At 69.1% G+C, this 24,685-nt stretch carries 22 protein-coding genes and 1 tRNA gene; 13 read left to right on the top strand and 10 right to left on the bottom strand.

Annotated features, from left to right (window positions below; all coding sequences use genetic code 11):
• The first annotated feature begins 59 nt into the window (after positions 1-59).
• Genes IE331_RS00115 through catC form a run of 3 tightly spaced genes read left to right on the top strand, consistent with a single transcriptional unit; the run spans position 60 to position 2,158 of the window.
• The gene (locus IE331_RS00115; protein ID WP_192139323.1) at positions 60-686 is read left to right on the top strand and encodes an adenylyltransferase/cytidyltransferase family protein; all 627 of its coding nucleotides are present in this window, start codon (positions 60-62) and stop codon (positions 684-686) included.
• The gene (locus IE331_RS00110; RefSeq protein WP_192139320.1) at positions 683-1,837 is read left to right on the top strand and encodes a muconate/chloromuconate family cycloisomerase; all 1,155 of its coding nucleotides are present in this window, start codon (positions 683-685) and stop codon (positions 1,835-1,837) included. Before IE331_RS00115 ends, IE331_RS00110 begins: the two co-directional genes overlap by 4 nt.
• Before the next feature lie 42 nt (positions 1,838-1,879).
• Positions 1,880-2,158, top strand: a complete 279-nt coding sequence (catC, locus tag IE331_RS00105) for a muconolactone Delta-isomerase (RefSeq protein ID WP_192139317.1) — start codon at positions 1,880-1,882, stop codon at positions 2,156-2,158.
• 332 nt (positions 2,159-2,490) lie between these two features.
• Here catC and IE331_RS00100 read toward each other — a convergent pair.
• Positions 2,491-2,577 (bottom strand) — tRNA-Leu (locus IE331_RS00100).
• A 176-nt stretch (positions 2,578-2,753) separates the two neighbouring features.
• Here IE331_RS00100 and IE331_RS00095 point away from each other — a divergent pair.
• From IE331_RS00095 to pknB, 6 genes are read left to right on the top strand one after another with little or no spacing between them, the layout of a single operon-like run.
• Positions 2,754-3,470 (top strand): FhaA domain-containing protein, encoded by a 717-nt coding sequence (locus IE331_RS00095; protein ID WP_192139315.1) that lies wholly within the window; start codon positions 2,754-2,756, stop codon positions 3,468-3,470.
• Positions 3,467-3,949 (top strand): FHA domain-containing protein FhaB/FipA, encoded by a 483-nt coding sequence (locus IE331_RS00090; protein WP_192139313.1) that lies wholly within the window; start codon positions 3,467-3,469, stop codon positions 3,947-3,949. The genes IE331_RS00095 and IE331_RS00090 overlap by 4 nt, the downstream gene beginning before the upstream one ends.
• Before the next feature lie 5 nt (positions 3,950-3,954).
• Positions 3,955-5,295, top strand: a complete 1,341-nt coding sequence (locus tag IE331_RS00085; protein WP_192139310.1) for a PP2C family protein-serine/threonine phosphatase — start codon at positions 3,955-3,957, stop codon at positions 5,293-5,295.
• The gene (locus tag IE331_RS00080) at positions 5,292-6,674 is read left to right on the top strand and encodes an FtsW/RodA/SpoVE family cell cycle protein (protein WP_192139308.1); all 1,383 of its coding nucleotides are present in this window, start codon (positions 5,292-5,294) and stop codon (positions 6,672-6,674) included. The genes IE331_RS00085 and IE331_RS00080 overlap by 4 nt, the downstream gene beginning before the upstream one ends.
• Positions 6,671-8,131 carry a peptidoglycan D,D-transpeptidase FtsI family protein gene (locus IE331_RS00075; RefSeq protein ID WP_192139306.1) on the top strand — a complete coding sequence of 487 codons (1,461 nt, stop codon included), beginning with the start codon at positions 6,671-6,673 and terminating at the stop codon, positions 8,129-8,131. Before IE331_RS00080 ends, IE331_RS00075 begins: the two co-directional genes overlap by 4 nt.
• A 52-nt stretch (positions 8,132-8,183) precedes the next feature.
• Entirely contained in the window at positions 8,184-9,941 is a 1,758-nt protein-coding gene (gene pknB, locus IE331_RS00070) for a Stk1 family PASTA domain-containing Ser/Thr kinase (protein ID WP_192139304.1), read from the top strand.
• 4 nt (positions 9,942-9,945) lie between these two features.
• Here pknB and IE331_RS00065 read toward each other — a convergent pair whose 3' ends face one another.
• Positions 9,946-10,695, bottom strand: coding sequence for a DUF881 domain-containing protein (locus tag IE331_RS00065; protein ID WP_192139302.1), 750 nt, complete (start codon positions 10,693-10,695; stop codon positions 9,946-9,948).
• A 67-nt stretch (positions 10,696-10,762) separates the two neighbouring features.
• Between IE331_RS00065 and IE331_RS00060 the strand changes: the two genes are divergently transcribed.
• On the top strand, positions 10,763-11,227 hold the full coding sequence (locus IE331_RS00060; protein WP_201930801.1) for a cell division protein CrgA: 465 nt from the start codon (positions 10,763-10,765) through the stop codon (positions 11,225-11,227).
• A 165-nt stretch (positions 11,228-11,392) separates the two neighbouring features.
• On the opposite strand, the gene IE331_RS00055 is transcribed toward IE331_RS00060, so the two are convergent.
• Together IE331_RS00055 and IE331_RS00050 are read right to left on the bottom strand one after the other, a co-directional pair.
• The gene (locus IE331_RS00055; protein WP_192139300.1) at positions 11,393-12,226 is read right to left on the bottom strand and encodes a rhomboid family protein; all 834 of its coding nucleotides are present in this window, start codon (positions 12,224-12,226) and stop codon (positions 11,393-11,395) included.
• A 110-nt stretch (positions 12,227-12,336) separates the two neighbouring features.
• Positions 12,337-12,852, bottom strand: a complete 516-nt coding sequence (locus tag IE331_RS00050) for a peptidylprolyl isomerase (RefSeq protein WP_192139298.1) — start codon at positions 12,850-12,852, stop codon at positions 12,337-12,339.
• A 130-nt stretch (positions 12,853-12,982) separates the two neighbouring features.
• Here IE331_RS00050 and IE331_RS00045 point away from each other — a divergent pair, with 130 nt between their 5' ends.
• Positions 12,983-13,693: a hypothetical protein gene (locus tag IE331_RS00045; RefSeq protein ID WP_192139296.1), complete on the top strand. Its 711-nt coding sequence runs from the start codon at positions 12,983-12,985 to the stop codon at positions 13,691-13,693.
• Positions 13,694-13,731: 38 nt separating this feature from the next.
• Here the strand turns inward: IE331_RS00045 and IE331_RS00040 are convergent, their stop codons facing one another.
• From IE331_RS00040 to IE331_RS00020, 5 genes are all read right to left on the bottom strand, one after another.
• A complete protein-coding gene (locus tag IE331_RS00040; protein WP_201930799.1) occupies positions 13,732-14,130 on the bottom strand; it encodes a DUF3817 domain-containing protein in 399 nt (132 codons plus the stop codon).
• Entirely contained in the window at positions 14,127-14,900 is a 774-nt protein-coding gene (locus tag IE331_RS00035) for an SURF1 family protein (protein WP_192139294.1), read from the bottom strand. The genes IE331_RS00040 and IE331_RS00035 overlap by 4 nt, the downstream gene beginning before the upstream one ends.
• Positions 14,901-14,931: 31 nt before the next feature.
• Positions 14,932-15,948 (bottom strand): hypothetical protein, encoded by a 1,017-nt coding sequence (locus IE331_RS00030; protein WP_192139292.1) that lies wholly within the window; start codon positions 15,946-15,948, stop codon positions 14,932-14,934.
• Between the two features lie 106 nt (positions 15,949-16,054).
• Positions 16,055-18,952: a DUF3427 domain-containing protein gene (locus tag IE331_RS00025; RefSeq protein ID WP_192139290.1), complete on the bottom strand. Its 2,898-nt coding sequence runs from the start codon at positions 18,950-18,952 to the stop codon at positions 16,055-16,057.
• A complete protein-coding gene (locus IE331_RS00020; protein WP_192139288.1) occupies positions 18,949-19,341 on the bottom strand; it encodes a (deoxy)nucleoside triphosphate pyrophosphohydrolase in 393 nt (130 codons plus the stop codon). Before IE331_RS00020 ends, IE331_RS00025 begins: the two co-directional genes overlap by 4 nt.
• Positions 19,342-19,708: 367 nt before the next feature.
• On the opposite strand from IE331_RS00020, the gene IE331_RS00015 reads away from it, so the two are divergent.
• Together IE331_RS00015 and IE331_RS00010 are read left to right on the top strand one after the other, a co-directional pair.
• Positions 19,709-22,570, top strand: coding sequence for an McrB family protein (locus IE331_RS00015; protein ID WP_192139286.1), 2,862 nt, complete (start codon positions 19,709-19,711; stop codon positions 22,568-22,570).
• The gene (locus IE331_RS00010; protein ID WP_192139284.1) at positions 22,554-23,738 is read left to right on the top strand and encodes an McrC family protein; all 1,185 of its coding nucleotides are present in this window, start codon (positions 22,554-22,556) and stop codon (positions 23,736-23,738) included. The genes IE331_RS00015 and IE331_RS00010 overlap by 17 nt, the downstream gene beginning before the upstream one ends.
• On the opposite strand, the gene IE331_RS00005 is transcribed toward IE331_RS00010, so the two are convergent.
• Entirely contained in the window at positions 23,723-24,016 is a 294-nt protein-coding gene (locus tag IE331_RS00005) for a hypothetical protein (protein WP_192139281.1), read from the bottom strand. The two genes, IE331_RS00010 and IE331_RS00005, sit on opposite strands and share 16 nt — an antisense overlap.
• Between the last annotated feature and the right edge of the window lie 669 nt (positions 24,017-24,685).

The following is a 24,685-nucleotide window of genomic DNA, read 5'->3' as shown; positions in this document are numbered from 1 at the left end:
CGGCCACCGGGGTCACCCACCACCACTCACACTTCCCGGACGTGAGATCGATGCTCTCCATGACCCGCACCACCTCCCTCGCCCCCCACCTGACCACCTGGCCGCAGCTGGGCCAGCTCGTCAACGGATCGGTCGTGACGATGGGGGTCTTCGACGGCTTCCACCGCGGCCACCAGATCCTCGCGCGGCGCGCCTGCGATCGCGCGCACGAGCTGCTGATCCCGTCGGTGCTGCTCACCTTCGATCCGCACCCGCTCCTGCTCACCCGTCCGGAGCGCGCCCCGAGGCAGCTGATGACGGTCACCGAGCGGGTGGAGACGGCGCTCGCGCTGGGCATCGACCACGTCATCGTCCTCCCCTTCGACCGTCAGATGGCCTCGACCTCCGCGGAGAGCTTCGTCAGCGACGGCCTCGTCCAGCGGCTGGGCGCCCGCCACGTGGTGGTCGGCGTCAACTTCCGCTTCGGCCGTGGTGGGACGGGCGACACCGACTACCTGCAGGAGGCCGGACACTGGCACGGCTTCGACGTCGATCCGGTCCCGTTGGTGGAGCACCGCGGCCGGGTCTGCTCCTCCACCAACGTCCGCGGCCTGCTGGCCGGTGGCGACCTGACCGCCGCCCGGGGGCTGCTGGGTCGCTCGGCCGACCGCGTGCTCGGCCCCCGCTCGATCGCCGCGACCGCATGACCGCCTCGCTGCGCGACGACGACCTGCTGATCGAGCGGGTCGAGACCGTCATCATCGACGTGCCGCTGCGGCGGCCCCACCGCTTCGCCCGGGTCACCATGAACGCCCAGCCGGTGCTGCTCGTGTACGTGCACACCCGTGGTGGTGTCACCGGCGTCGGCGAGGGCGTCGTCCCCGGCGGCCCGTGGTGGGGCGGCGAGTCTGTGGAGTCGATGAAGGTCACGATCGACACCTACCTCGCACCCCTGATCGCCGGGCGTCGCGTCGACGCCATCGAGGCGCTGATGTGCGACATGGGCGACGTGGTTGCGGTCAACCTCTTCGCCAAGACCGCCGTCGAGGTGGCCCTCCACGACGCGTGGGCCCGCGCCCTCGACGTCCCGCTCCACACGCTGCTCGGCGGGCTCACACGCACGTCGATCGACGTGACCTGGGCGCTCGGCGCGGAGCCGGTCGAGATCGTGGTCGAAGAGATCCAGCGGTTCCTCGCCGCGGGCAGCCACCGCAGCTTCAAGCTCAAAATGGGGGCCGTCGACCCCGCCGACGACGTGGACCGGATCGCCGCCATCGCGGACAAGGTCGGCGAGGCGGCGAGCCTGCGCGTGGACCTCAACGCCCGATGGGACCTGCTCACCTCCCGACGGCTGCTACCGCGTCTCGCGCATGCCGGCATCGACCTGATCGAGCAACCGGTGCCCGGAGAGCAGATCGAGGCGCTGGCCGAGCTGAACGCGCTGCTGCCCATCCCGATCATGGCCGACGAGAGCCTGCGCACCCCCCACGACGCCCTGCGCCTGGTCGAGCTGCGCGCCGCGGACGTGTGGTCGATGAAGGTCACCAAGGTCGGCGGGCTCCGCCGTGCGCGCGACATCGTGGCCATCGGCGCCGCCGCCGGCGTCCCGGTCCACGGCGGCACCTCGCTGGAGACCGGGGTCGGCACCGCCGCCTCCCTGCACCTGGCCTGCGCGGCGCCCGGCGTCACCTGGGGCAGCGAGCTCTTCGGCCCGCTCCTCTTCGCCGAGGAGGTCCTGACCACGCCGCTGGAGTACGTCGACGGGGCGCTGCAGCTGCCCGACGGTCCGGGCCTGGGCGTGGTTCCGGACCCGGACGCGGTGCGGGCCCTGCGCCGTACCGGACTCACCCGCGACTGACCACGCTCCCGACCTACGAGCCCTGCACTGAAAGGACCCCAGATGCTCTTCCACGTTCGGATGGACGTCTCCGTCCCCCACGACATGGACCCCGACGCCCGCGCCGACCTGCTCGCGCGGGAGAAGGCACGGGCCGAGGAGATCCAGCGCTCCGGCAAGTGGCCGCAGCTGTGGCGTGTGGTCGGTGAGTACGCCAACATCAGCATCTTCGACGTCGACTCGACCGACGAACTCCACGACCTGCTCTCCAGCCTGCCGCTCTTCGGCTTCATGCGGATCAAGGTCACGCCGCTGGCGCACCACCCGTCCAAGGTGGACTGATCAGCCGGCGGCCATCGGCTCATCGACTGCGCTGGGCGCAGTCCTGACCGTGGGCGGCTCCGCCTACGACCAGGTTCGCCCACCGAGCGGCAGATCGGCTGCCCGTGCGACACGACGTCCCTTCCGAGGGGCACGGCGGGGCCGATCCTCGCCGGGAAGCCGTCGCCGATCGATCACCCGCGCATACCGCAGCAGCGAGGGTGACGACCGAAGCACCGCCAGTCACCAAGCGACCGCGCCACGGAGCCGGCACGAAAGCGGCGAAGCCCCGGATCCGAAGGACCCGGGGCTTCGTTTCGAGACGGTCGCTGCGCGACCTCCTCAACCACCTGTGGTGCGCGAGGGGGGAGTTGAACCCCCACGTCCTTTCGGACACACGGACCTGAACCGTGCGCGTCTGCCTATTCCGCCACTCGCGCGTGAAGCGGGCTCAGGCTATCCCAGCACCGGAGATTCCCCCAAACCGCCGCCCACGGGGGGCGGGGCGCGCGGGCGGCACCGATACGATCGACCGAGCCGGGGGGACCGGCGGCGCGCCCGAGGGTCCCCTGCGGTCGGCCCGACCCGGCACGGACGAGAGTGGAAGGAGGCGCACATGGGTGGTCTTCAGGACTTCGAGAACCGTCTCGAGCAGATGATCTCGGGGGTGTTCGCCCGCGCCTTCCGCAGCGCCGTGCAGCCGGTGGAGATCTCCGCGGCCCTGCAGCGCGAGCTGGACAACAACGCCCAGATCCTCAGCCGGGACCGGCGGCTGGTGCCCAACAGCTTCCACGTGGAGCTCAGCGCGGCCGACCTGGAGCGGCTGGCGCCCTTCGACAACACCCTGGCCAAGGAGATGACCGAGGCGCTGCGCGACCACGCGGACCAGCAGAGCTACGTCTTCCCGGGTCCGGTGCGGATCCGCTTCGAGCAGGCCGACGACCTGACCACCGGGCGGTTCCGGGTGCGCAGCCAGGCCCAGGCCAAGGTCACCACCAACGCCACCGACACCCAGGCCGGGCGCGCCACGGTCTTCGTCGAGATCAACGGTGCCCGCAACCCGCTCACCCCGCCCGGGCTGGTCGTGGGCCGCGGCACCGAGGCGGACCTGCGGATCAACGACCCCGGCGTCAGCCGTCGGCACGTGGAGTTCCGCATGGAGATGCGGGGCGACGGCCCCCCGGCCCTGAGCGTCGTCGACCTCGGCAGCACCAACGGGATGGTCGTCGACGGCGACCGGCTGCGCACCGCCCCCCTGCGGGACGGGTCGACGGTGAAGATCGGCAACACGACGATGACCATCGCGGTCGTCAACCAGGAGCGCGACCGATGAGCGAGCTGACCCTGTTCCTGATCCGGTTCGCCTACCTGGCGATCCTGTGGATCTTCGTGCTCTCCGCGCTGAGCGTGATCCGCACCGACATGTTCGGCGCCCGGATGCCGGCCGGCTCCGCGCCCCGCGCGGAGCGCCGCGCCCCGAAGGCCCCCCGGGCCAGCAAGGCACCGCCGAAGCGGCGCGGCTCCCCGACCCACGTCGCCGTCGTCGAGGGCGCCAACACCGGGGAGCGGGCCGACCTCGACGACGCCCCGATCCTGATCGGCCGCGGCCCGGACGCCGCCATCCGCCTCGACGACGACTACGTCTCCACGCGGCACGCCCGGATCGCCGCGTCGGGTGACCAGTGGTTCGTGGAGGACCTCGGCTCGACCAACGGCACCTACGTCGGCAGCGCCCGCATCACCCAGCCCACGACCCTGTCGTTGGGCACGCAGGTCCGGATCGGCAAGACCATCCTCGAGCTGAGGAAGTAGCCCCCATGACGTCACCGCCCCTGCGGCTGGACTTCGCCGCCCTGTCCGACGTGGGCCGGGTGCGCAAGGACAACCAGGACTCCGGGTACGCCGGCCCCTGGCTGCTCACGGTCTGCGACGGCGTCGGCGGGGCGGCCCGCGGGGACATCGCCTCGAGCACCGCCGTCCAGCAGCTCCGCAAGCTCGACGAGCAGCCCCAGGACGACCTGCTGGCCTCGGTCGCCGGCGCCATCCACCGCGCCCACGACCGGATCGGCGAGCTGGTCGAGCAGGACCCCAGCATCAGCGGCACGAGTACGACGCTCACGGTGGCGCTCTTCGACGGCGAGCGGATGGGGCTCGGCCACGTCGGCGACAGCCGGGCGTACCTCTTCCGGGACGGGCAGCTGACCCGGCTCACCAAGGACCACACCTTCGTCCAGTCGCTGGTCGACGAGGGCCGGATCACCGAGGAGGAGTCGCGGACGCACCCGCACCGCAACCTCATCCTCAAGGCCGTGGACGGCGTCCACGACGCCGACCCGGACCTCTTCCACGTCGACCTCGCCCCGGGCGACCGGGTCTTCCTCTGCAGTGACGGCGCCTGCGGTGTCCTCGACGACGACCGGATGGCCGACATCCTCGGCTCCGGCACCCCCGACTACGCGGTGGTCGAGCTGGTGCGCGCCAGCCTGGAGGCCGGCAGCACCGACAACGTGACCTGCCTGGTGGCCGACGTACTCGCGACCGAGGGCGAGTCGGGCGCCGGCACGGGTGCCGACGACCTGACTCCGCTGCTGGTGGGGGCCGCCGCCGACCTGCCGCGCCGCAACCGCGGCGGCATGGCCGGCTCCATGGCCGGCATGTTCCGCGGCCACCGCTCCGGCGACACCGGGGAGCTCGAGCCGGTGCCCGCGGAGGCGGCGGACGCCATCGTCAGCGACCCGGTCGACCCCGAGGTGGTCCGCTACGCCCCCCGGGCGCCCCGCCGGTTCGTGCTCGTCAAGCGCCTGGCGGTGCTGGCGATCCTGGTCGGCGTGGTGTGGGCGGTCGGCGGCGCGGCGTACACCTGGACCCAGCGGCAGTACTACGTCGCCGAGCACGAGGGCCAGGTCACGATCTTCCGCGGTGTCGACGCCTCGCTCCCCGGGGTCACCCTCACCCGGCCCTACGAACAGTCCTCGGTCGAGCTCGACGCGCTCAGCGAGTACGACGCCGGCCAGGTCCGCAGCGGCATCGAGGCCTCCAGCCTCTCCGACGCCCGCCGCACCGTCGCCAACCTCGACGACGCCCAGATCGACCCGGCCGACCAGCCAGTCAGCAGCTCCACCGACAGCACCGCCGGCGCCGACGGGGGTGGCTCGTGAGCCAGCAGCACGGCTTCCTCGGCTTCGTCCACCGCCAGCGGCGCGGGGCCGAGCTGTTCCTGCTGATCCTCGCGCTCCTCGTCGGCATCGGCGCCTACGTCGCGGTCGGGCTCGGCGTCGAGGGCACGGTGCCGGCGAACATCATCGGCTACGGCGGCTGGCTGGCGGTGCTCGTGGTCGGCTGCCACGTGACGGTGCGCATCGTCGCGCCGTACGCCGACCCGGTGCTGCTGCCGGTCGTCGCGGCGCTCAACGGCCTCGGCCTCGCCGTGATCCACCGGCTCGACCTCGCGGGCGACTCGACGTTCGCCCAGCAGCAGCTGGTCTGGATGACGATCGGGGTGCTGCTCTTCGTCGCCACCCTGGTGTTCCTGCGCGACCACCGGGTGCTGCAGCGGTTCACCTACACCAGCGGGCTGACCGCGATCGTGCTGCTGGTGATGCCGATGATGCCGTTCATCGGCGTCGAGAAGAACGGCGCCCGGATCTGGGTGAACCTCGGCCCGATCGGGCTCCAGCCCGGTGAGATCGCCAAGGTGCTCCTGGTGATCGCCTTCGCCGGCTACCTCGTCCTGCACCGCGACGCGCTGGCGCTGGCGGGCCGGCGGCTGCTCTTCGTCGACCTGCCCCGCGGCCGGGACCTCGGCCCGATCCTCGCGATGTGGCTGGTCTCGCTCGGCATCCTGGTCTTCCAGCGCGACCTGGGCTCCTCGCTGCTGTTCTTCGGCCTCTTCCTCGTGATGCTCTACGTCGCCACCGAGCGGCCGGGCTGGCTGGTCGTCGGCGGCACCCTGTTCCTGGCCGGCGCCTTCCTCGGCTACCAGGCCTTCAGCCACGTCCAGACCCGCGTCAACATCTGGATCGACCCGTTCGACGACTTCTTCGGCCAGGGCAACCAGATCGCCGAGTCGCTCTTCGGCATGGCCTGGGGCGGGCTGCTCGGCCGCGGCTTCGGGCAGGGCAGCCCGGACCGGATCCCGTTCGCGGAGACCGACTTCATCATGGGTGCCATCGGCGAGGAGCTCGGGCTGACCGGGGTCATGGCCGTGGTGCTCCTCTACGGGATCATCGTCGAGCGCGGCCTCCGGGTGGCCCTGGTCTGCCGCGACGGGTTCGGCAAGCTGGTCGCCACCGGGCTCGCGGTGGTCCTCGCCATCCAGGTGTTCGTCGTGATCGGCGGCGTCACCAAGCTGATCCCGCTCACCGGTCTCACCACCCCCTTCCTCTCCTACGGCGGGTCCTCGCTCGTCGCGAACTGGGTGATCATCGCCTTGCTGCTGCGCATCTCCGACCAGGCCCGCCGCCCGGTGCCGGACCTCTCCAGCGCCTCCGACGCCGACGCCGACAGCGAGTCCACCCAGGTGGTGAACCTGCGATGAACAAGCCGATCCGCACGATGGCCATCTTCTGCATGCTGCTCTTCCTCGGGCTGATGGCGAACGCCACCTACCTGCAGTACATCCAGGCCGACGAGCTCAGCGAGAGCCAGTACAACCGCCGGGTCATCGTGGAGTCGTTCTCCCGCGAGCGCGGCGCCATCCTCGTCGGCCGGGACCCGGTCGCCGAGTCCCGGCCCTCCGACGACGAGTACAAGTTCCAGCGCACCTACCCGCAGCCGCTGCGCTACGCCCACGTCACCGGCTGGTTCTCCTACTTCTCCCAGGCCGGCGTCGAGCGCACCCAGAACGACGTGCTCTCCGGGGAGGACGACCGGCTCTTCGTGACCCGGCTCCTCGACATGGTCAGCAACTCCTCCCCCCAGGGCGGCTCGGTCGAGCTCACCCTCAGCCAGGCCGCGCAGGTGGCGGCGTACGACGGACTGGCAGCGTTGGGCGAGAACGTCCAGGGCGCCGTCGTCGCGCTGGAGCCGTCGACCGGGAAGGTGCTGGCGATGGTCTCCTCGCCGAGCTTCGACCCGAACCGGCTGGCCAGCCACGACCTCGGGGCCGTCCAGGACGTCGACCAGGAGCTCAACACCCGTGAGGACGAGCCGAAGCTGAACCGGGCCATCTCCACGACGCTGCCGCCCGGCTCGACCTTCAAGCTGGTCACCGCGGCGGCCGCGATCGAGACCGGCAACTACGACGCGGACGCGCTGGTCCCCGGCGGGCCGACGTACCAGCTGCCGCAGTCGACGGTGAAGATCGGCAACGGCGGACGCTCCTGCGGGACCGACCGGATCCCGATGATCCAGGCGCTCGAGCAGTCCTGCAACACCACCTTCCTCGCGCTCGCCGAGGAGCTCGGCAACGAGAAGATGACCGAGCAGGCGGAGAAGTTCGGCTTCAACGCCACCTCGCTGGAGGACCTGGCCGGTCAGGCGCCGAGCAAGTACCCCGAGGGCGCCAACGAGCCCAACACCGCGCTGACCGGGATCGGCCAGTTCGACGTCACGGCCACGCCGCTGCAGATGGCGATGGTGGTCTCGGCGATCGCCAACGACGGCGACCTCATGCGCCCCTACCTGGTCGACGAGGTCCGCTCGCCGGACCTGGACACCCTCGACAAGACCGAGCCGGAGCGGATCCGGGAGGCGATGTCGTCCTCCACGGCGTTCGAGCTGAAGAAGATGCTGGTCTCGGTGGTCGCCAACGGCACCGGCACCCCCGCCGCCATCCCGGGCGTCGACGTCGGCGGCAAGACCGGCACCGCCGAGTCCGGCAGCGACCAGCGCACCAACTACGCCTGGTTCGTCTCGCTCGCCCCGGCCGACGATCCGCAGGTGGCGGTCGCGGTGATGATCCAGAACGCCGGCGTGCCCAACGACGACATCGCCGGCGGCCGGCTCGCCGGTCCGATCGCGAAGTCCGTCATGGAAGCGGTGATCGACCAGTGACCGGGTACGACGCACAGGGCAGGACCGCGAGAGGCAAGGGGAAGCACACGCGATGACGGACCAGCAGCCGATCACGGTCGGTGGCCGCTACGAGCTCGGCGAGCTCCTCGGCCGGGGCGGCATGGCCGAGGTGCGCAAGGGCACGGACACCCGGCTCGGACGGGTGGTGGCGGTCAAGCGGCTGCGCACCGACCTGGCCAGCGACGCCACCTTCCAGGCCCGGTTCCGTCGCGAGGCGCAGTCGTCGGCCTCGCTGAACCACCCCGCCATCGTGTCGGTCTACGACACCGGCGAGGAGCTGAACGAGGACGGCGTCGCCCAGCCCTACATCGTCATGGAGCACGTCGCGGGGCGGACGCTGCGCGACATCATCCGCGAGGGCCGCAAGATCCTGCCCGAGCGGGCCCTGGAGATCACCTCGGGCGTGCTCGCCGCCCTCGACTACAGCCACCGGGCCGGCATCATCCACCGCGACATCAAGCCCGCGAACGTGATGCTCACCCCGAGCGGCGACGTGAAGGTCATGGACTTCGGCATCGCCCGGGCCGTCTCCGACGCCTCGTCGTCGATGACCCAGACCGCGGCCGTGGTCGGCACCGCGCAGTACCTCTCCCCGGAGCAGGCCCGCGGCGAGACCGTCGACTCCCGCTCCGACGTCTACTCCACCGGCTGCCTGCTCTACGAGCTGCTCACCGGCCGGCCGCCGTTCGTGGGCGAGTCCCCGGTCGCCGTGGCCTACCAGCACGTCCGGGAGCCCGCCGTACCCCCGTCGGCGCACGACACCGAGCTCACCCCCGAGGTGGACGCCATCGTGATGAAGGCGCTCGCCAAGCGGGTGGAGGAGCGCTACCAGAGCGCGGCGGCGATGCGGACCGACATCGAGCGGTATCTCGCCGGTCGCCCGGTCCAGGCGCCCGCCGTGGTGCCGGTGCCGGACGAGGGCACCTCGTTCCTGCCGGCGGACACGCCCCCGACCGCCGCGACCGGGACCCATGCCGCGGCGCCGGTCGCCGACGACCGGCGACGACGGGTCGGGTTGTGGGTGCTGCTCGGGCTGCTGCTGCTCGCGCTGATCGCGGCGGCGGCGATCCTGATCCCGCAGCTCGGCGAGGACCCACCGGAGACGGTCGAGGTCCCGCGCGTGGTCGGGATGGAGCGGCAGGAGGCGGTGGCCGCGCTCGAGGACGCCGGCCTAGAGTCGGAGTTCGAGGAGCAGGCGAGCGAGGACGTGCCCGCGGGCGAGGTGATGGCGGCCGATCCCGACCAGGACACCCCGGTCGAGCTCGGCACCGTGGTCACCCTCCAGGTCTCGACCGGGAAGCCGGACGTGATCGTGCCCAGTGTGCTGACGCTGACCCGGGAGCAGGCCCGGGCCCTGCTGCTCGACGCCGGCTTCAAGGTGCAGGTGCGCACCCGGGAGTCCGACGAGCCCCAGAACCAGGTCATCGACCAGGACCCCGGCGCCAACACGAAGGTGTCCTCAGGGTCCACGGTGCGGATCTTCGTCAGTGACGGGCCGGAGCAGGTGCCCGACGTCGTGGGCCTGAAGCAGGGCCAGGCGGAGGCGCAGATCCGGGAGGCCGGCTTCGAGGTGAACGTGGTGCGCTCCTCGGACACCACCGAGCCCGAGGGCACGGTCATCGGCCAGAGCCCCAACGCGGGTCAGCCGGCCGACCAGGGCGACACGATCACGATCGTGGTCTCCAGCTTCGTGGAGCCGACCGAGGAGCCCACGGAGGAGGAGCCGACCGAGGAGCCCACGGAGGAGCCGACCGAGGAGCCGACACCGGACGTGGATCCGACGCCGTGACCGGTCAGGCGACCGGCTCGGCGTGCTCCAGCGCCCGGATCCCCTCGTAGGCCGGGGCGGTGAGCTGCGGCTCCTGGGCCATGTCCCAGCCGACCGCGATGTCGGGGTTGGCGGCCTGGGAGCGGTAGCTGATCAGGTAGGGGTCGGTGTCGATGCCGGCCTGCAGCCGGTCCGCGTCGCCGACCGCCTTGATGACGTACGGCTGGGGGTAGGGGATGCCCTGGAGCTCCACCGAGTTGCCGGAGCACTTGATGCCGGTGGTGGAGATGATCCGCTGCCCCTGGATGGTGATCGCCTCGGCCCCGGACTGCCACATGGAGTTCACCACGGCCTGGATGTCCTGCTGGTGCACGATCAGGAGGTTGATGTTCTCCTCCGAGCTCTCCCGGACCTCGCGGGGGGCGTCGGCGAGCACCACGGTGAGACCCTCCCCGGTGACCTCCTCGAAGCCGGCGGCTCCGCGGTAGGTGCCGGCCTCCCGCTGGGCCTCCTTGACCGCGGTGTCCTGCACGGTGCGCGAGAGCTGGTCGACCTGCTCGCTCAGGTCGGCGGCGCGGGCCTCGAGCTCGGCGACGTTCTCCGACTCGCTCTGCACCAGCCCGGCCAGGTCCGTGGTGCGACCGGGCCGCAGGTCGGTGCCCTCGCTGCTGGCGGCACTCGCCACGAACAGGGCGCCGGAGAGCGCGAAGACCAGCGGCGTGCCGAAGCGCCAGCGGCGCCTCGGGGCACGGTGGTCGTCCGGCTCGGGGGGCATGACGACTACGCTAACCCGGTGCGCCTGAGATCCACACGCGCGCCCGTCATCGTTTGAGGAGAAGTTGGTGTCCAAGACCAAGGCCACGCACGAGATCGACGACCCGAACCAGGGAGGTCCGATCTTCTCGGTGCGCTTCCTGATCTCCCTGCTGCTGATCGCCGCGGGGATCGTCTACGTCGTCCTGTGGACGCTCTACGTCCGGGAGGAGCGCTCCGGCGCGGACCCGAGCTCCCTGATCCCGGGGATGGGCACGCTCGGCGACTGGAACTGGCTGATCGGCTTCGGCCTGGTCTTCGTGGGCCTCGGTGCGGCCGCGCACCCGTCGACCCCGCTGGGCCGCGGCCGGGGCGTGATCGTCGGGATGCTGGGCTGCTTCCTGATCGGCCTGATCTGGATCTGCACCTTCTACGTGTTCGCCGACCAGCCCCAGGGCAAGATCTGGCTGCTCGGCGACCTCGGCGACCTGAACCTCATCGTCGGGATCGGCTTCATGGCCGTCGGATTCACCTACGCCACCCGCTGGGAATGAGCCGACTTACACCGCTGTAGTTCTCCACAGCCTTTATCCACAATGTGCATAACCTCGACCCGTCGTTTGTGTCGGCTCAGAAGCGCTCGACCCGTCGTTACTGTCGAGTAGCGGCCGACACAAGCGACGGGTCGGCGAGAAGCCGGGTCGGCGAGGGCGAGGGCCTCAGGGGAGGGTGAGGGAGCGGGCCACGATCGCCGCGACCAGCAGCAGCCCGAGCAGGACGGTGCCGGCGACCTGCCATGTCGTACGCCGCTCGCGCGGGGCCAGCACGAACAGGCCCATGAGCGCCAGCCCTCCGAGGAAGCCGCCGAGGTGGCCCTGCCAGGAGATGAACTCGCGCCCGGTGACGGTGATGACGACGTTGAGCCCGACCCAGAGCAGGATCGGCTGCACGTTCCCGCGGACCCGCCAGGCCAGCACCAGCAGCGCGGCGAGCAGGCCGAAGATGCTGCCCGAGGCGCCGGCGGTCAGCGTGCCGGTGCCGGAGAGCCAGAAGACCATCGCCGAGCCGGCCAGCCCGGAGCCGAGGTAGAGGGTGAGGAACCGGGCCCGGCCGATCGCCATCTCCAGCTGCGGCCCGAGGATCCACAGCGCCAGCATGTTGAACCCGATGTGCCAGACCTCGGCGTGGACGAAGGTGCTGGTCAGCAGCTGCCACAGGGCACCGTCGGCGACGCCCGGCACCCACTCGCCGAACTCGAACCGGCTGGTCCCGCAGGTCGACTCGACCGCGGACGGCCAGTACTGGTCGGTGCCGCCCCGCACGAAGCAGATCCCGGTCGGACGCAGGCCCAGGATCGAGATCAGCCGGCTCGCGGCGCCGCCGGTCGCCAGCACCGCGATCCACACCGCGACGTTGATCCCGATCAGCACCGACGAGGTCAGGCTGGCGTTGGTCGGCCGCAACCCGCCGTACGCCGTCCGGCCGCTGCGGGTCGCCTTCGCGCCCTCGGCCACGCAGGTCGGGCACTGGAAGCCGACCGCCGCCTGGCGCATGCAGTCCGGGCAGATCGACCGGTCGCAGCGCTGGCAGCGGACATACGTCTCCCGCCCCGCGTGCCGGTAGCACACGGGGACGGAGGACGCGTCCTGCGGAGGTGTCGTGCTCAGGAGCGCACGACCTCCACCGTCTCGATCACGATCGGCTCGGCCGGGCGGTCCATCGCGCCGGTGCGGGTCGCGCCGATGGCGTCGACCACGTCGCGCGAGGCCTGGTCGGCGACCTCGCCGAAGATCGTGTGCTTGCCGGTCAGCCAGGTGGTGGGCGCCAGCGTGATGAAGAACTGCGACCCGTTGGTGCCGGGGCCGGCGTTGGCCATCGCGAGCAGGTACGGCTTGTCGAAGGACAGCTCGGGGTGGAACTCGTCCTTGAACGTGTAGCCGGGGCCGCCGGTGCCGGTGCCGAGCGGGCACCCGCCCTGGATCATGAAGCCCTCGATGACCCGGTGGAAGCCGAGGCCGTCGTAGTAGGGGCCGCTGCTCTTGCCGCCGTCGGCGTTGTAGTCCTTGGAGCCCTCGGCCAGGCCGACGAAGTTCTCGACGGTGGTGGGGGCGTGGTTCGGGAGGAGGTTGATCGTGATGTCACCCTGGGTGGTCTTCAGGGTGGCCTGCAGGTCAGCCATGACTGCCTTTCGTCGTCTCGGTGTGCGCGTCGATCTTCCCACGCGGGCGAAGCACGCCCGACTCCGGTTGGTCTGACGGGGTTCATGGGGCAGGATCTGACCAACGACCCCCAACGTGAAGGGTGACCCCATGAGGATGCGGCGCAAGAAGACCTTCAAGAGCTCGGCGGCCGACGCGGCCGACGGGTTCCTGCCGGCACTCGAGTCGGCTGTGGACACTGCCCGGGAAGCGGCCGCGCCCCTGCTTGCCGAGGCCAAGGACCGGCTCGCCGACGCCTACGAGAAGGCCGGCCCGGCGATCGCGGACGCCCGGGAGAAGGCCGGCCCGGCCCTCGCCGACGCCCGCGACCGGGCGGTGCCCGTGGTCCTGGACGCGCGCGACCGCGCCGCCGAGGTGGCCGGCCCGATGATCGCCGACGCCCGCGAGAAGGCCGCCCCGGTCATCGCCGAGGGTCGGGCCCGGGCCGCGGAGAAGGCCGCGCTCGCCCAGGCCGCGGCGTCCACGAAGGTCGCCCAGCTCAAGGGGGAGGAGCCCGAGAAGAAGAAGGGCAGCAAGCTCAAGAAGCTGCTCCTGCTCGGCATCCTCGCCGGGGTGGCCGGTGCGATCGCCAAGAAGATGCAGGGCGACGACGGCTCCTCGAACTGGCAGTCCTCCTACGTGCCGACCCCGCCGCCGGCCCCAGCCGCCCCGGCACCGACCTCTCCGGCCGAGGAGACCGACGACAGCGCCGCCTCCTCACCCGACGAGGCCATGTCCGACGCCGCCACCGAGCCGCACGAGGACACCACGCCGGACGAGCCGGCCGAGGTGGTCGAGCTCGACGACGACAAGCGCGACTGAGGACCCAGGCAACAAGCAGTACGGCGTCCGCGCGGGGCTCAGCCCCGGGCGGGCGCCGTACTGCTGTCCGGGGTCGCGGCCCGGGCCCGTGCGGTGGCCTTCCGCTCGGCCCAGAAGCTGAGCAGCGGGATCGTGCCGCAGGCCAGGATGACCAGCGTGAACGGCAGCTCCCACCGCTGCTGCCGGGCGAGCAGGAACGCGGTCACCAGGAAGATCATGTAGAGCCACCCGTGCGCCACCCCGAGGTAGGTGGTGATCGCCTCGCCGAAGCGCTGCGGGTCGCTGCCCTCGGTGACCAGCTCCGGGGTGGCGGGGACGAAGCCCCACATCGACGAGCCGTCGAAGTTGGCCAGCGGCACGCCGATCAGGATCAGCACGACGAGCAGGACGCCGACGACCGTGGCCATGACGCGGTAGCGGGTGAGGGTGGGGTTCACGCGGCCGAATCTACCGAGGCGTCCAGCTCGTCGCGCAGCCACCGCCACCAGATGAAGGCGGCGAAGGCGCCGAAGACCCACCACTCGACGGCGTAGAGCAGGTTGCGCAGGGCGGTGAACCTGCCGACGGGCGGCAGCTGGTCGAGGGTCGCCGGCCCCAGCCCCGCCGTACCGTCGTTGACCGCGTCGTCGCCGGACGGCCAGTCGCCGGGCGCGACCTCGTCGGCCACCACGGCATAGGCGCCGTAGAGGTCGCGGTCCAGGCGCTGCAGCGCGTCCGCGACCCGCAGCTGGGGCAGGACGTCGTCGTCGGGGTCGTCGTCGACGGCGCCGGTGCCCTCGCCGGGCTGCAGCCAGGCCACCAGCTCGGCCGCACCGGTGGGCGGGGGCGGCGCCTGCGCGAGCTCGGCGGTCCAGCCGCGGACGACCAGGACCGCGGCCCCGTCGGGGACCTCGAGCGGGGTCACCACCCAGTAGCCGTCCTGCCCGTCGAGCTCGCGGCCGCTGACGAAGAGGGTGCCCTCGGGCAGCCAGGTCCCCTCGAGCACCACCGGCTGGCCGACCCGGTCCCCGGGGAAGGGGTCGTCGGGGCCGAGGACGTCCGCGAGCGGCACCGGCTCGACCCGGGTGAGGTCGGCGGCCTCGGCCTCGCGTCGCTGGCTCCAGGCGTCCGCCTGCCACCAGCCCAGGCCGGCGGCGATCCCGACCAGCACCAGCGCCAGGAGGTGGAACCCCCAGTAGCGCGGGGCGAGGACGCGGGAGGGGGCCACCCGGCAACTGTACGAGCGACCACCACCGGGCTCAGAGGCCGGTCGGCTCGGCCAACGGGGTCAGCTCGTCGCAGACGGCGAAGGGCAGCCGCCCGGTCAGCGTGAGCGCGGCCGCGGCCCGTGGCTCCTCCACGAAGAGGCCGAGTCGGCCGGATTTCGGGTCGGCGACCTGGAGGTCGTCGAAGCCGTCCGCGACCGCCGGCTGCCCCGCGGTCGGCCAGGCGGCCGAGAGGTCCGCACGCCGGTGGAGATCGATCCGGTCGGCCTCGAACCGGGCCGTGGCCAGGTCGTCGGCGAAGCCGACCGCGAAGCCGTCCAGGGGCTCGAGGCTCGCCACCAGGTCGGCCACCTGCTGCTGGTCCTCGACGTCCGCGTCCGGCCCCAGCGCGGCGTTGACGTCCAGGCAGCCGTCGTGGAGGTACGTCGACTCTGCGGTGTCGTCGACCAGCGGCGCCCACCCGGCGTCGTACCCCCAGACGGGCTCGCCGTCCTCGGCGGTCCCGGACACGACGAGCCTCCGGGCGGGAAGGACCTCGGCGTCCGCCAGGGGCCCGGCGCCGTCGTCGACCGCACGGCGCACCTCGGCCATGTCCTGCCCGGGGCGGAAGGCGAGCACCCAGCCCGGTCCGTCGTCGCCGGTGAAGCGGGCCTCCCAGGCGACGTCGTCCTGGGTGAAGCCGTAGTCCAGCCGGAGCAGGGAGTCCTCGGACCGCAGCAGGCCCTCGGTGAGCAGGACCGCCTCGCGGCCGGCCTTCTCCCAGAAGGCCAGCCGATCGGTCACGAGGCTGTCGGAGGTGAGGTCCTCGACGCCGAACCGGGCGCGGAGCCGGTCGTAGTCGGTGAGGACCACGGCCTCCGCGGACTCGGGGACGAGGGAGAGCGCCTGCCTCGGACGCGTCGGCCCCTCGGCGGGCAACCGGAGCCTCGCGGCCACCGTCGGGTCGGCGCTCGGTGGCGCGGTGGCCTCGTCGGCGGGTTGGGTCTGGGTGCAGCCGACCGGGATCAGGAGTGCGAGCAGGGCGAGCACCGGCAGTCGTGCCAGTCGCACCCGGCCTCCTCGATCTCGGCGGTTCGTTCCGGCGACAGGGTATCGCCGTCGGGGGGAGCGTCGTCGCTACTTCGCGAGGTCTTCGGTCACGACGACCAGGGGGCGATCACGCCGTAATCTCTGGATGGAAGTAGTCGAAGAGCGCCGACTCGATCGGCTCCTCGAACCGCAGCATCATTCGAACCACGTCGAGCGGCTGACCCTTTCCGTCGGGCATCTTGCTCTGCTCAGCATCTGACGCTGCGGCCTGGCCGAGGTAGTAGAAGTCCGACCCTTCGGCGTCATCCTTCTTCACAAAGACGTGCAGCTCGAACTCGCCGGCGATGATGCTGGCCTCCACGGGGCTGTCCAAACGACGGTTCGACTTCGTGTACCAAAGCATCGTGTGGCGGTCGAGCAGCGTGTCCTCATAGGCGGTACTCGCGGTGACGTGATCGGCCTTATGCAGGGTTACGAAGATCGGGCAGGTCATCGACTCGCGGTCGGCCTTGTAGCCGTAGAGGGTGGAGGTCCACTTGCGCGGCATGGTCAGCAGCCGAGTTGTCTCCTTCCGCGAGTACTGGCGCCCCGGCGTGAAGGGACGGCCCGGAAGGTAGCGGCCCTCAACGAGCTCCTGCGCCGTGTCAAGCAGATCGTCGACGGCTCCGGCAAATGCGCCCTCCGCGCGATAAGCCGAGCGAACATCCGCCCGTAGCTCGACCCGGTCGCCGCGCATCGTAGCGAGGCCGGAGCCATATCGCTTGATGTCGACCTCGGCATGCTGCGCCAGCGTCAGGGTGTCGATGGCGCTGCGGACCTGAAGCTTCGTGCACGCGATGCCGCCGCGGGCAAAGGTCGCTTCGATCTCAGCAGTACCCACGGACCCGCGCTGCAACAAGAGCCTGACGAGAGCCTGCTCGTGGAGACGACGAGCTGTGAGCACCTCGTGAGAAAGCAGCTCGAGGGCTTTCCCCTCGGTCTGGTTCAACCCGGTGTCGTGCGACTTATAGAGGCGTTCCAGCAGCTCCGGATAGTGCCTGCCTTTGGTCGCGATCAATACCGGGTCAACCGACTCGAAGCGCAAGAAGTCGCTCAGTGCTGGCACCCGGCCGAGTCGATTGCGCAGCACATCAATCGACTTCTTGATGTTCTGCATCGAGTCGAGTCGAGTCTCGGTGATCGAGCGGAGTACTCGTTCTTGTGCGATGCGGTCGAAGCGCACGCTCGACAACCCCGGAAGAACTCCAGACTCCTCGGCCGCGATCAGGCTGCGGCGCAGCGACTCCTTATTGAGGGACTCGTCGCCGAAGAGCGCGATCGGGATGAGGAAGTTGTTGGTGTAGTTACCGATGAAGTCGATGACGACCAGATGGCTCTTGTCGGCCGCCTTGCGTAGGCCGCGGCCCAACTGCTGTACAAACACGATCGCCGACTGGGTCTGGCGCAACATCACGACCTGGTTGACGCACGGAATGTCGACACCTTCGTTGAAGACGTCGACCGTGAGGATGTAGTCGAGCTCGCCCCGTTCGAGTTCGACCACCCGCCGTTCCCGGTCAGTGATCGAGTCGTCGCCGGTCAGCGCGACTGTTCGCAGCTGCCTGCCGCGCACAGATCTCTCGTTGAGTGCAGTCGCGAGCGCACGAGCCTCGTCCTTGCGACTGCAGAAGATGAGCCCTTGGGGCGCGACCCCGGCGTGACCATAGATCTCCAGGGCGCAGAGAAGGTGATCGACTCGCTCGGGCGAGATCAACACCCGTAGGTCGGAATCGTCGTTGGTGGTGCGCCCGTCGGCGAAGGTCAGATCGGCAACCCCGTAGTAGTGGAACGGGGTGAGCATCTCCTCCTCGAGCGCATGATTGAGGCGGATCTCGTACGGCACGTTGTACTCGAAGAGCTCGAAGACGTTGAACCCGTCGGTGCGCTCAGGTGTTGCCGTCATGCCCAGCATGAACTCGGGTTGAAAGTGCTCCATCACCCGGCGGTGCGTAAGAGATGCGGCGCGATGTGCCTCATCGATGATCACGTAGTCGAACGCGTCCGGCTTGAATGTGCCTAGAACGTCCGGCTGCGACAGCGTCTGGACCGTGGCGAAGACATAGCGGCGATCGCCCTGCTTCTGAGATCCGGTCAGTTTCCCGTAGTCGCGTTCGCTCCCACCCAGCACGCGACGGTACTCGCTGATCGTGTGATCGAGAATCTGCTCACGGTGGACAACGAACAGCAGCCGCACCGGATCCACCGCGCACACATCGAGCGCAGACAGGATGGTTTTACCGGTTCCCGTCGCTGAGATGATGATCGCCCTATCGTGGCCGGCCAGGCGCACGCCCTCAATGGCCGCGAGCGCGATCTCTTGCATCTGGTTCGGGACGATCTCGGCGGTCTCCGCTTCCTCGGCGGGTGCGGCGTCGTGGGTGGGCCGCGGGCCGGGTGGGGCGTAGTTGGCGGCGTAGTTGGAGACCCACTCGTCGGTCAGCGGCGCGGATTCCTCAACCTGTCCTGCGATCAACTCTGCGAGCTGATCTCCGAGGTCGCTCTGCAGAGCAGCGGTCACCTTGAGATTCCACTCATGATTCCTGACGAGAGCGTTCTCTGTCAGGTTCGAGCTTCCCATCATCGCTGTCACCGAGTCCGGGCGCTCGAAGATGTAGCCCTTGGGGTGGAAGGCCTTCGCTGGATGTATACGGACGTCGATGTCGAGGCGCCGGAGATTGAGCAGTTCTTGGAACGCCTCAGGTGAGTTGAAGGCCAGGTAGTCGGAGGTGACGATTCGACCAGCACCTTGGAAGTCCACCAACTCCTGCTTGATCAGCGCGATCGCACGCGGCGTCACGAAGGCGACAGAGAACAGGAAGGACCTGCATTGAGAGAGTTCCTCACGCAGTGTCCTGAGCACGGATGTGCCATCGGTGTTGAGCACAATTCGAGGATTGTGTCGCTTGGGGGCAACGACATTGGGGTTGAGATAGCCGAACTCGATGTCGAGATCGAAACCGCTCGGCCAGATGAACTCCGCGCTCATGCGCTGCCGATGATCGCGACGGCAGGCACATCTGCAGGTGCCCACTCGAGCTGATCGAGTTCGGTCGGAGCCAGCCAGCGAACTTCGGCGTGCTCAGTCAGGGTTGGCGTACCCGCGACGAGCTCACACCAGAACGTGGTCAGCGTGACGACTCCGAAGTCGTACTCATGCGAGGTCGTGGTGACCTCTTCGCCCACGACGACCTCACAACGCAACTCTTCATCGATCTCTCGGATCAACGCCTCGCGTGGCGACTCGCCGTTCTCGATCTTGCCGCCGGGGAACTCCCACATGCCGCCCAAACTGCCGTTCGGACCACGCTGTGCGCAGAGGATTCGTCCACCACGATCGATCACGGCGCCAACAACATTGATCTGCTTCGGGCTCACTCGCACAGCTTGGCGGAAACCACCGACGAATCTGAGTGATTGCCGCGGGTCTGTTGGGAGGAATCCAGATCGCGTCGGTGCACGACATGGATTGCATCACCTGCGTCTGGCCTCAAGGACCGGGCCGGTTCCCCACCAGATCCAATTCTGGCGAGTGGGTAGATCGCAGTGAGCAGAACCGCAGGCTAACCCGCGCTTCCACGTGGTGCAGCCTAAAGACTCGAACCCTAACCCCCTGCTTGCACACGGACCTGGAGTAGGTGCGAAGGCTGTTGGCTTGCAACGACAGGCCAGACTGGCGCCGGATCCGATAGGCGCTCCCGGCGACTTCGGTGCCGAAACAAGCAATGTCCGCTTGGATAAGAGGATGACGACTGGATCCCTCGGCACCGTCGATTTCGAGCGCTGGCGACGCAAGTACGAACTCATCAAGCAAGCCGCCCGTGCGCACAGCCGCACAATGGAGGAGTGGGCCGCAATCGATGAAACGCGCGCAACCCGTTGCGCGGAGGTGCGAGCCCTTGTCGACCGATTCCAGGCCGATGGCAGCCTCGCCGACTTTCGGACGGGGGTCGACGCTTGGTCACGTACCGAAGGTGCATTTCACGCCTTCCGTGGCTATGGGCTGATGTGGCTGAACCAACTCGCGAAGCACGACGGTGACCACGCGCCCGCGATCGCCGAGGCTCTACGGGCCGGAGTGCAGACGCCGGAGTCGGTACCGGAGGCGATCGACAAACTCGAACGGGTGGAGTCTGCGATGGCTCCGATCCGCGCGTCGGGTCAGCCGGCGGCGGGGCGGAAAGCCTTCGTGCTTTCTCTGTTCTGGAGCACCGACCCGTCAGACGACACCTGGCCTTGCCTTTGGCCCAGCGCCGCGGATGGGCTGCGCCGTCTCGGCTGGACGAGGTCGTGGGACAACGATGAAATCTACCCGATCTTCCGAGAAGTCAGCCTTGCGCTTGAGCCTGCAGATCCGCATTTCGTTGAGCGATGCTTGTGGTTTCTCGAGAAGCGGCAGGGTTTCGTCGGCCTGGCGCCGGGGCTGCGCGAGACCTGTGTCGAGGCTTCGGACCTGCTGGTAGCGCACTCCCGCAACGGCGCCTACCTCGACGAGGACCAGGAGAGCCGCGCCAAGGATCTGGCGAGCCAGCTCACAGGTGAGATGAAGCTGACCGTGAGCGCGATGGAGACTGGGATGAGGGACGCCACCGGGCTCGAGCTGACGACCGCGCTGCCGCAGCTTAAGACTTCCTTCGACGCCAGCAAGCCCTACCGCGCCGACACCTACGGGAACTGGTCGACCCCTGGCGGCATGGACGCTCCCAGCCTCCGACTCTGGGCCACTCGTTCCGGGGTCGCTTTCGGGGTGCATGCCGGATTCATGACGCAGGAGACCGCGACGAACCTCGCCCGAGAGATCGAGAACCACCTCGCCCCACAGCAGTCCTTCTTCCACCTTCAGCGGCACGACAGCGGCGATCGGCTGGCGAGGCGTAGCTCGACATACGAGAGTGGCGAGATCTTCGTTGGCTGGTGGTGGGACGACGACGCGGCCCTCGGCGACCCGACACTCGGGACCGACCTGGTCGAGAAGGCCGCCCAGCTTGGACCCGTGATCGAGCTGTGCAGCGCTGCGCAGCGGCGGGCGACATCGACCGAAGGGACATCGGCAGGAATCGTGACGTCGACGGTCGACACCGGCTGGCTCGCCGGCCGCGCGCAGACCTTCCGTAAGCAGCGGCCGTATCCCACGGACAAGGACGCCATCCACCAGGAGCGTCGCAGTGAATTTGCGCAGGCGATGACCGCCGAGGCGCTCGGCGATCTCGACTTCGCGTTGTTCCGCAAGATGTACAACGGCAACGGGTACGGCGCGCCGGGGCCGCAGGCACGCCTTAACCGGAGCTTCAACGAGATTGCCGCGGCCGAGCTCGACAAGTTCTGTGAGGAGCTCCGCGAGTTCCTGTGGGGCGACGAGCCGGTGGAGCAACGGCTGACGAGGGCCCTGGACCGGGAGATTCTGAACGTCAAGGGCCTCGGCGAGAGCGTCCTGATGAAGATGCTGGCCGTCGTCCACCCCGACCGGTTCCTTCCGATCTTCCCGCTGAATGGCGACATGGGAAAGGAGGCCGTACTAGAGAGGCTCGAGCTCGCGATTCCGCCAGCCGGGCACGCCGCAGCCCGGCAAATTCAGGCGAACGATCGAATCCGTGAGTTGCTCGAGCCGCTCTTCCCCGGCGACGCCTGGGCACAGGGCCAGTTCGCCTACTGGTTGATGCGCGAGGCCGAGAGTCCTGCCGTCGAGGAGGACCTCGTCGCCGGTTTGGCCGACCGGCTGCTCGTGCCGGGAGTCTTCCTCGACGAGGTCCGCGACCTTCTCGAGGAACGCAAGCAGATCATTTTCTACGGACCGCCCGGGACCGGTAAGACATACATCGCGCGCGAGCTCGCGGCGGCTTTGCAGCCCGACCCGCTGCGCCGGCGGACCGTCCAGTTCCACCCATCAACTTCGTACGAAGACTTCTTCGAGGGCTTCCGTCCGCGTCTCGACGAAGCCGGCGCAATGACCTACGAGCTCCGCAAGGGCCCGCTGGCGCTCCTGGTGGACAAGGCCGAGAGCGACCCAACCACGCCCCATGTCCTGCTGATCGACGAGATCAACCGCGCGAACCTCCCGCGGGTCCTGGGCGAGTTGCTGTTCCTGCTCGAGTATCGCAAGGAGTTCGTCTACACGACGTACCGCCCGGAGGAGCCCTTCCAACTCCCCGACAACCTGCTCATCATCGGCACGATGAACACCGCGGACCGCTCGATCGCCATGGTCGACTCCGCGCTGCGCCGCCGCTTCCACTTCATCCCGTTCATGCCGCACGACGGACCACTGTCCGGTGTCCTACACAAGTACCTGGACAAGCACGACGGGCCGACCTGGGTCGCCGGCCTGGTAAACGCAGTCAACGAGCGCCTTCGGGTCGAGCTCAAGGGACCGCACCTCCAGATCGGGCACAGCCACTTCATGCGAACAGACCTCGATGCAGCCGTCCTGCAGCGCATCTGGACCTACGGCGTCTATCCGATGATCGAGGATCAGCTCTACGGGCGGGAAGGTCTGCTCGAGACGTTCACGTGGTCCAGCGTCCTGAAGGACTATGGCCCGGGTAGCGCGGCGGCGGCCGAGACGTCCGCGGAGGCCGAGGCGCTGGCGATCGATGATCAAGCACACTGAGCTGAGCGAGTACGAGACCAGCGCGCCGATCAAGCTGAGCCTCGAGCAACGAGCTGCGCTTATGGCGGTGGGTGGCCAGAAGGTGTCCTTGCTCGCCGAGGCGGATCCATCGCTCGTCCGGGTGCGAGCGACGTCCTACGTCGGAGCCCTGGTACTGCCCGGCCACACGATCTGGGTGCGACCAAAGTCCGCCCCCGACAACCTCTTTCGGATGCTGACAGTCGGTGTCCCAGCCGGGACGTGGGGTTCCGAGCAGGCGGGATTCGAGCGCACCGACGACGTGGTCACCGGGATCTCCGAGGCGGTCCTGCGCTGCGTGCACCTCGCGACGGCCCGGGGGCTCCTGCGCGGCTACCGCGAGACCGAGGAGCGGTCTCCAGTCCTCCGTGGCCGACTCATGATCGACTCGCTTGCCCGCCAGCCTTGGGCACTGGCGCCGGCCCCCTGCCGCTTCGACGACTTCACTGCCGACGTCTGGGAGAACCGGATGCTGCGGGCTGCGGTGCGTGTCATCGGTGGCTGGAGCGGCCATGCCGGCATCCGACGAGAATGCGCCCGGCTCCTCGACCGTCTGAGCGAAGCTGACGAGGAGCTGCCGTCAGCCCTTCTTGCCCACGACCCGATTTACACCCGCGTCAACGAGCATTACCGCCCGGCGCTGGAGCTCGCGAGGGTGGTGCTACGGGGTCACTCGTTCTCCGAAACCCGCGGCGGGCTCGTTGCGCAGAGCTTCATGATCGACATGAACGACCTGTTCGAGCGCTGGGTGACCGACGAGCTTGGGCATCGGCTGGAGCCAGCCGTTCGGGTCGTTGCCCAGGATCAGACCCATCTCGCCGAAGGACGACGGGTGGCTATCCGACCTGACCTGGTTTTCCGACGAGGGACCCGAACCCTGTCGGTCGGTGACGTGAAGTACAAACTCACCGGGGACGGGATGGCTCGTAGCGCGGACTACTTTCAGCTCCTCGCCTACTGCACGACCTATGACGTGCCGTCGGGTGTCCTCATCTACTGCACTGCGGATGCGCCGCCGGACAGCGAGGTGGTGATCCGGCACTCGGGCCAGCGTCTGCACTGCGTCTCGCTCCCACTCCATGGCGGGCCCGAGCTGGTGGCGCAACGGTTGGAGCGGGTCGCGGAGCTCGTCTCTCAGAGCTCACGGTGAAGCACGTACCGCGGGCTCCGCCCGGGGTCCTTCGTCGCCCATCCCAACTCATGCAGCCGGTCGCGCACCTGCGACCGGACGGCATGGTTCACCGGATGCGCTTTGGTCGCCACTGGGACGTCGAACAGGTCAGCGATGAGCCGCTTCATCGCCGGCACACCCTTCTTCCCACCGTTGAACACCCGCTCTTTCCCCTCCATCTCGGAGTGGTCCCACATTGCGTGGTAGATCGCATCAAGGTCGATCGTGTAGCCGCGCGTCGTGAACTCGGTGAACACCACACATGCTTAGCATGCCCGGCTGGTCGGCCGCTGCTCCGCCGCGAGGCCCCAGGGCTCTCGGTCGATGACATGGTTAGGTCAAGCGCTCCGCCGCCGACGCGCTTTCGAGACAGTTCACAGTCCCGGATCTCAATCGTTGAGCCCGGTTGCACTGCCACAGGTGCCCCCGTGCATCACCGCCACAGCGATCACGGGTCGTGCAGGGCTGGGTGTCGCCGATCGATTGTCTCTTCGCCCGTCACTAGTCCATCGGCGTGACCTTTCCTCTGAGAAGGCGATCTCGTTGGGGTCACGCTCTACTCCATCGGCATCGGCCGAACCCACGCCCGAACCCGCGTCCTGCTTCTCATCGACGACCTCGAGATCCGCATCATCGACGCCGCCACTGGCGAACAGCTGCGCGACCTCGTCCTCGACATCTCCAAGCGCTACCAAGCAACTGGAAAACCACCTGGACCACCACCCCCAAAAGCACTAAGCCCGAACCCACAAACGTGGGTCCGGGCTATGCCGATGTCCTGAGACATCACAAGTGTGGAGCCTAGGGTGCCTGGGTTCACGACATAGGTCCCTACTGACACGTCCCACATGAGTCGCGACATCGGTCACAGTGCCTGGGCATGTCGAAAGCCCGGGTCGCAGTCCTGAAGGTCGTCACCAAGGAAC

Origin of the sequence: Nocardioides donggukensis, assembly GCF_014842875.1 — a bacterium.
GTDB classification, from domain to species: Bacteria; Actinomycetota; Actinomycetes; order Propionibacteriales; family Nocardioidaceae; genus Nocardioides; species Nocardioides donggukensis.
The sequence above is the reverse complement of the archived record's forward strand: the minus strand, read 5'-3'. Positions and strand labels throughout refer to the sequence as shown.

Excerpts from the sequence above, each read along its gene's own strand:
- IE331_RS00115 (WP_192139323.1), top strand. The coding sequence starts at position 60 with ATGACCCGCACCACCTCCCTCGCCCCCCACCTGACCACCTGGCCGCAG.
- IE331_RS00110 (WP_192139320.1), top strand. The coding sequence starts at position 683 with ATGACCGCCTCGCTGCGCGACGACGACCTGCTGATCGAGCGGGTCGAG.
- catC (WP_192139317.1), top strand. The coding sequence starts at position 1,880 with ATGCTCTTCCACGTTCGGATGGACGTCTCCGTCCCCCACGACATGGAC.
- IE331_RS00095 (WP_192139315.1), top strand. The coding sequence starts at position 2,754 with ATGGGTGGTCTTCAGGACTTCGAGAACCGTCTCGAGCAGATGATCTCG.
- IE331_RS00090 (WP_192139313.1), top strand. The coding sequence starts at position 3,467 with ATGAGCGAGCTGACCCTGTTCCTGATCCGGTTCGCCTACCTGGCGATC.
- IE331_RS00085 (WP_192139310.1), top strand. The coding sequence starts at position 3,955 with ATGACGTCACCGCCCCTGCGGCTGGACTTCGCCGCCCTGTCCGACGTG.
- IE331_RS00075 (WP_192139306.1), top strand. The coding sequence starts at position 6,671 with ATGAACAAGCCGATCCGCACGATGGCCATCTTCTGCATGCTGCTCTTC.
- pknB (WP_192139304.1), top strand. The coding sequence starts at position 8,184 with ATGACGGACCAGCAGCCGATCACGGTCGGTGGCCGCTACGAGCTCGGC.
- IE331_RS00065 (WP_192139302.1), bottom strand. The coding sequence starts at position 10,695 with ATGCCCCCCGAGCCGGACGACCACCGTGCCCCGAGGCGCCGCTGGCGC.
- IE331_RS00055 (WP_192139300.1), bottom strand. The coding sequence starts at position 12,226 with ATGCGCCAGGCGGCGGTCGGCTTCCAGTGCCCGACCTGCGTGGCCGAG.
- IE331_RS00050 (WP_192139298.1), bottom strand. The coding sequence starts at position 12,852 with ATGGCTGACCTGCAGGCCACCCTGAAGACCACCCAGGGTGACATCACG.
- IE331_RS00045 (WP_192139296.1), top strand. The coding sequence starts at position 12,983 with ATGAGGATGCGGCGCAAGAAGACCTTCAAGAGCTCGGCGGCCGACGCG.
- IE331_RS00025 (WP_192139290.1), bottom strand. The coding sequence starts at position 18,952 with ATGAGCGCGGAGTTCATCTGGCCGAGCGGTTTCGATCTCGACATCGAG.
- IE331_RS00015 (WP_192139286.1), top strand. The coding sequence starts at position 19,709 with ATGACGACTGGATCCCTCGGCACCGTCGATTTCGAGCGCTGGCGACGC.
- IE331_RS00010 (WP_192139284.1), top strand. The coding sequence starts at position 22,554 with ATGATCAAGCACACTGAGCTGAGCGAGTACGAGACCAGCGCGCCGATC.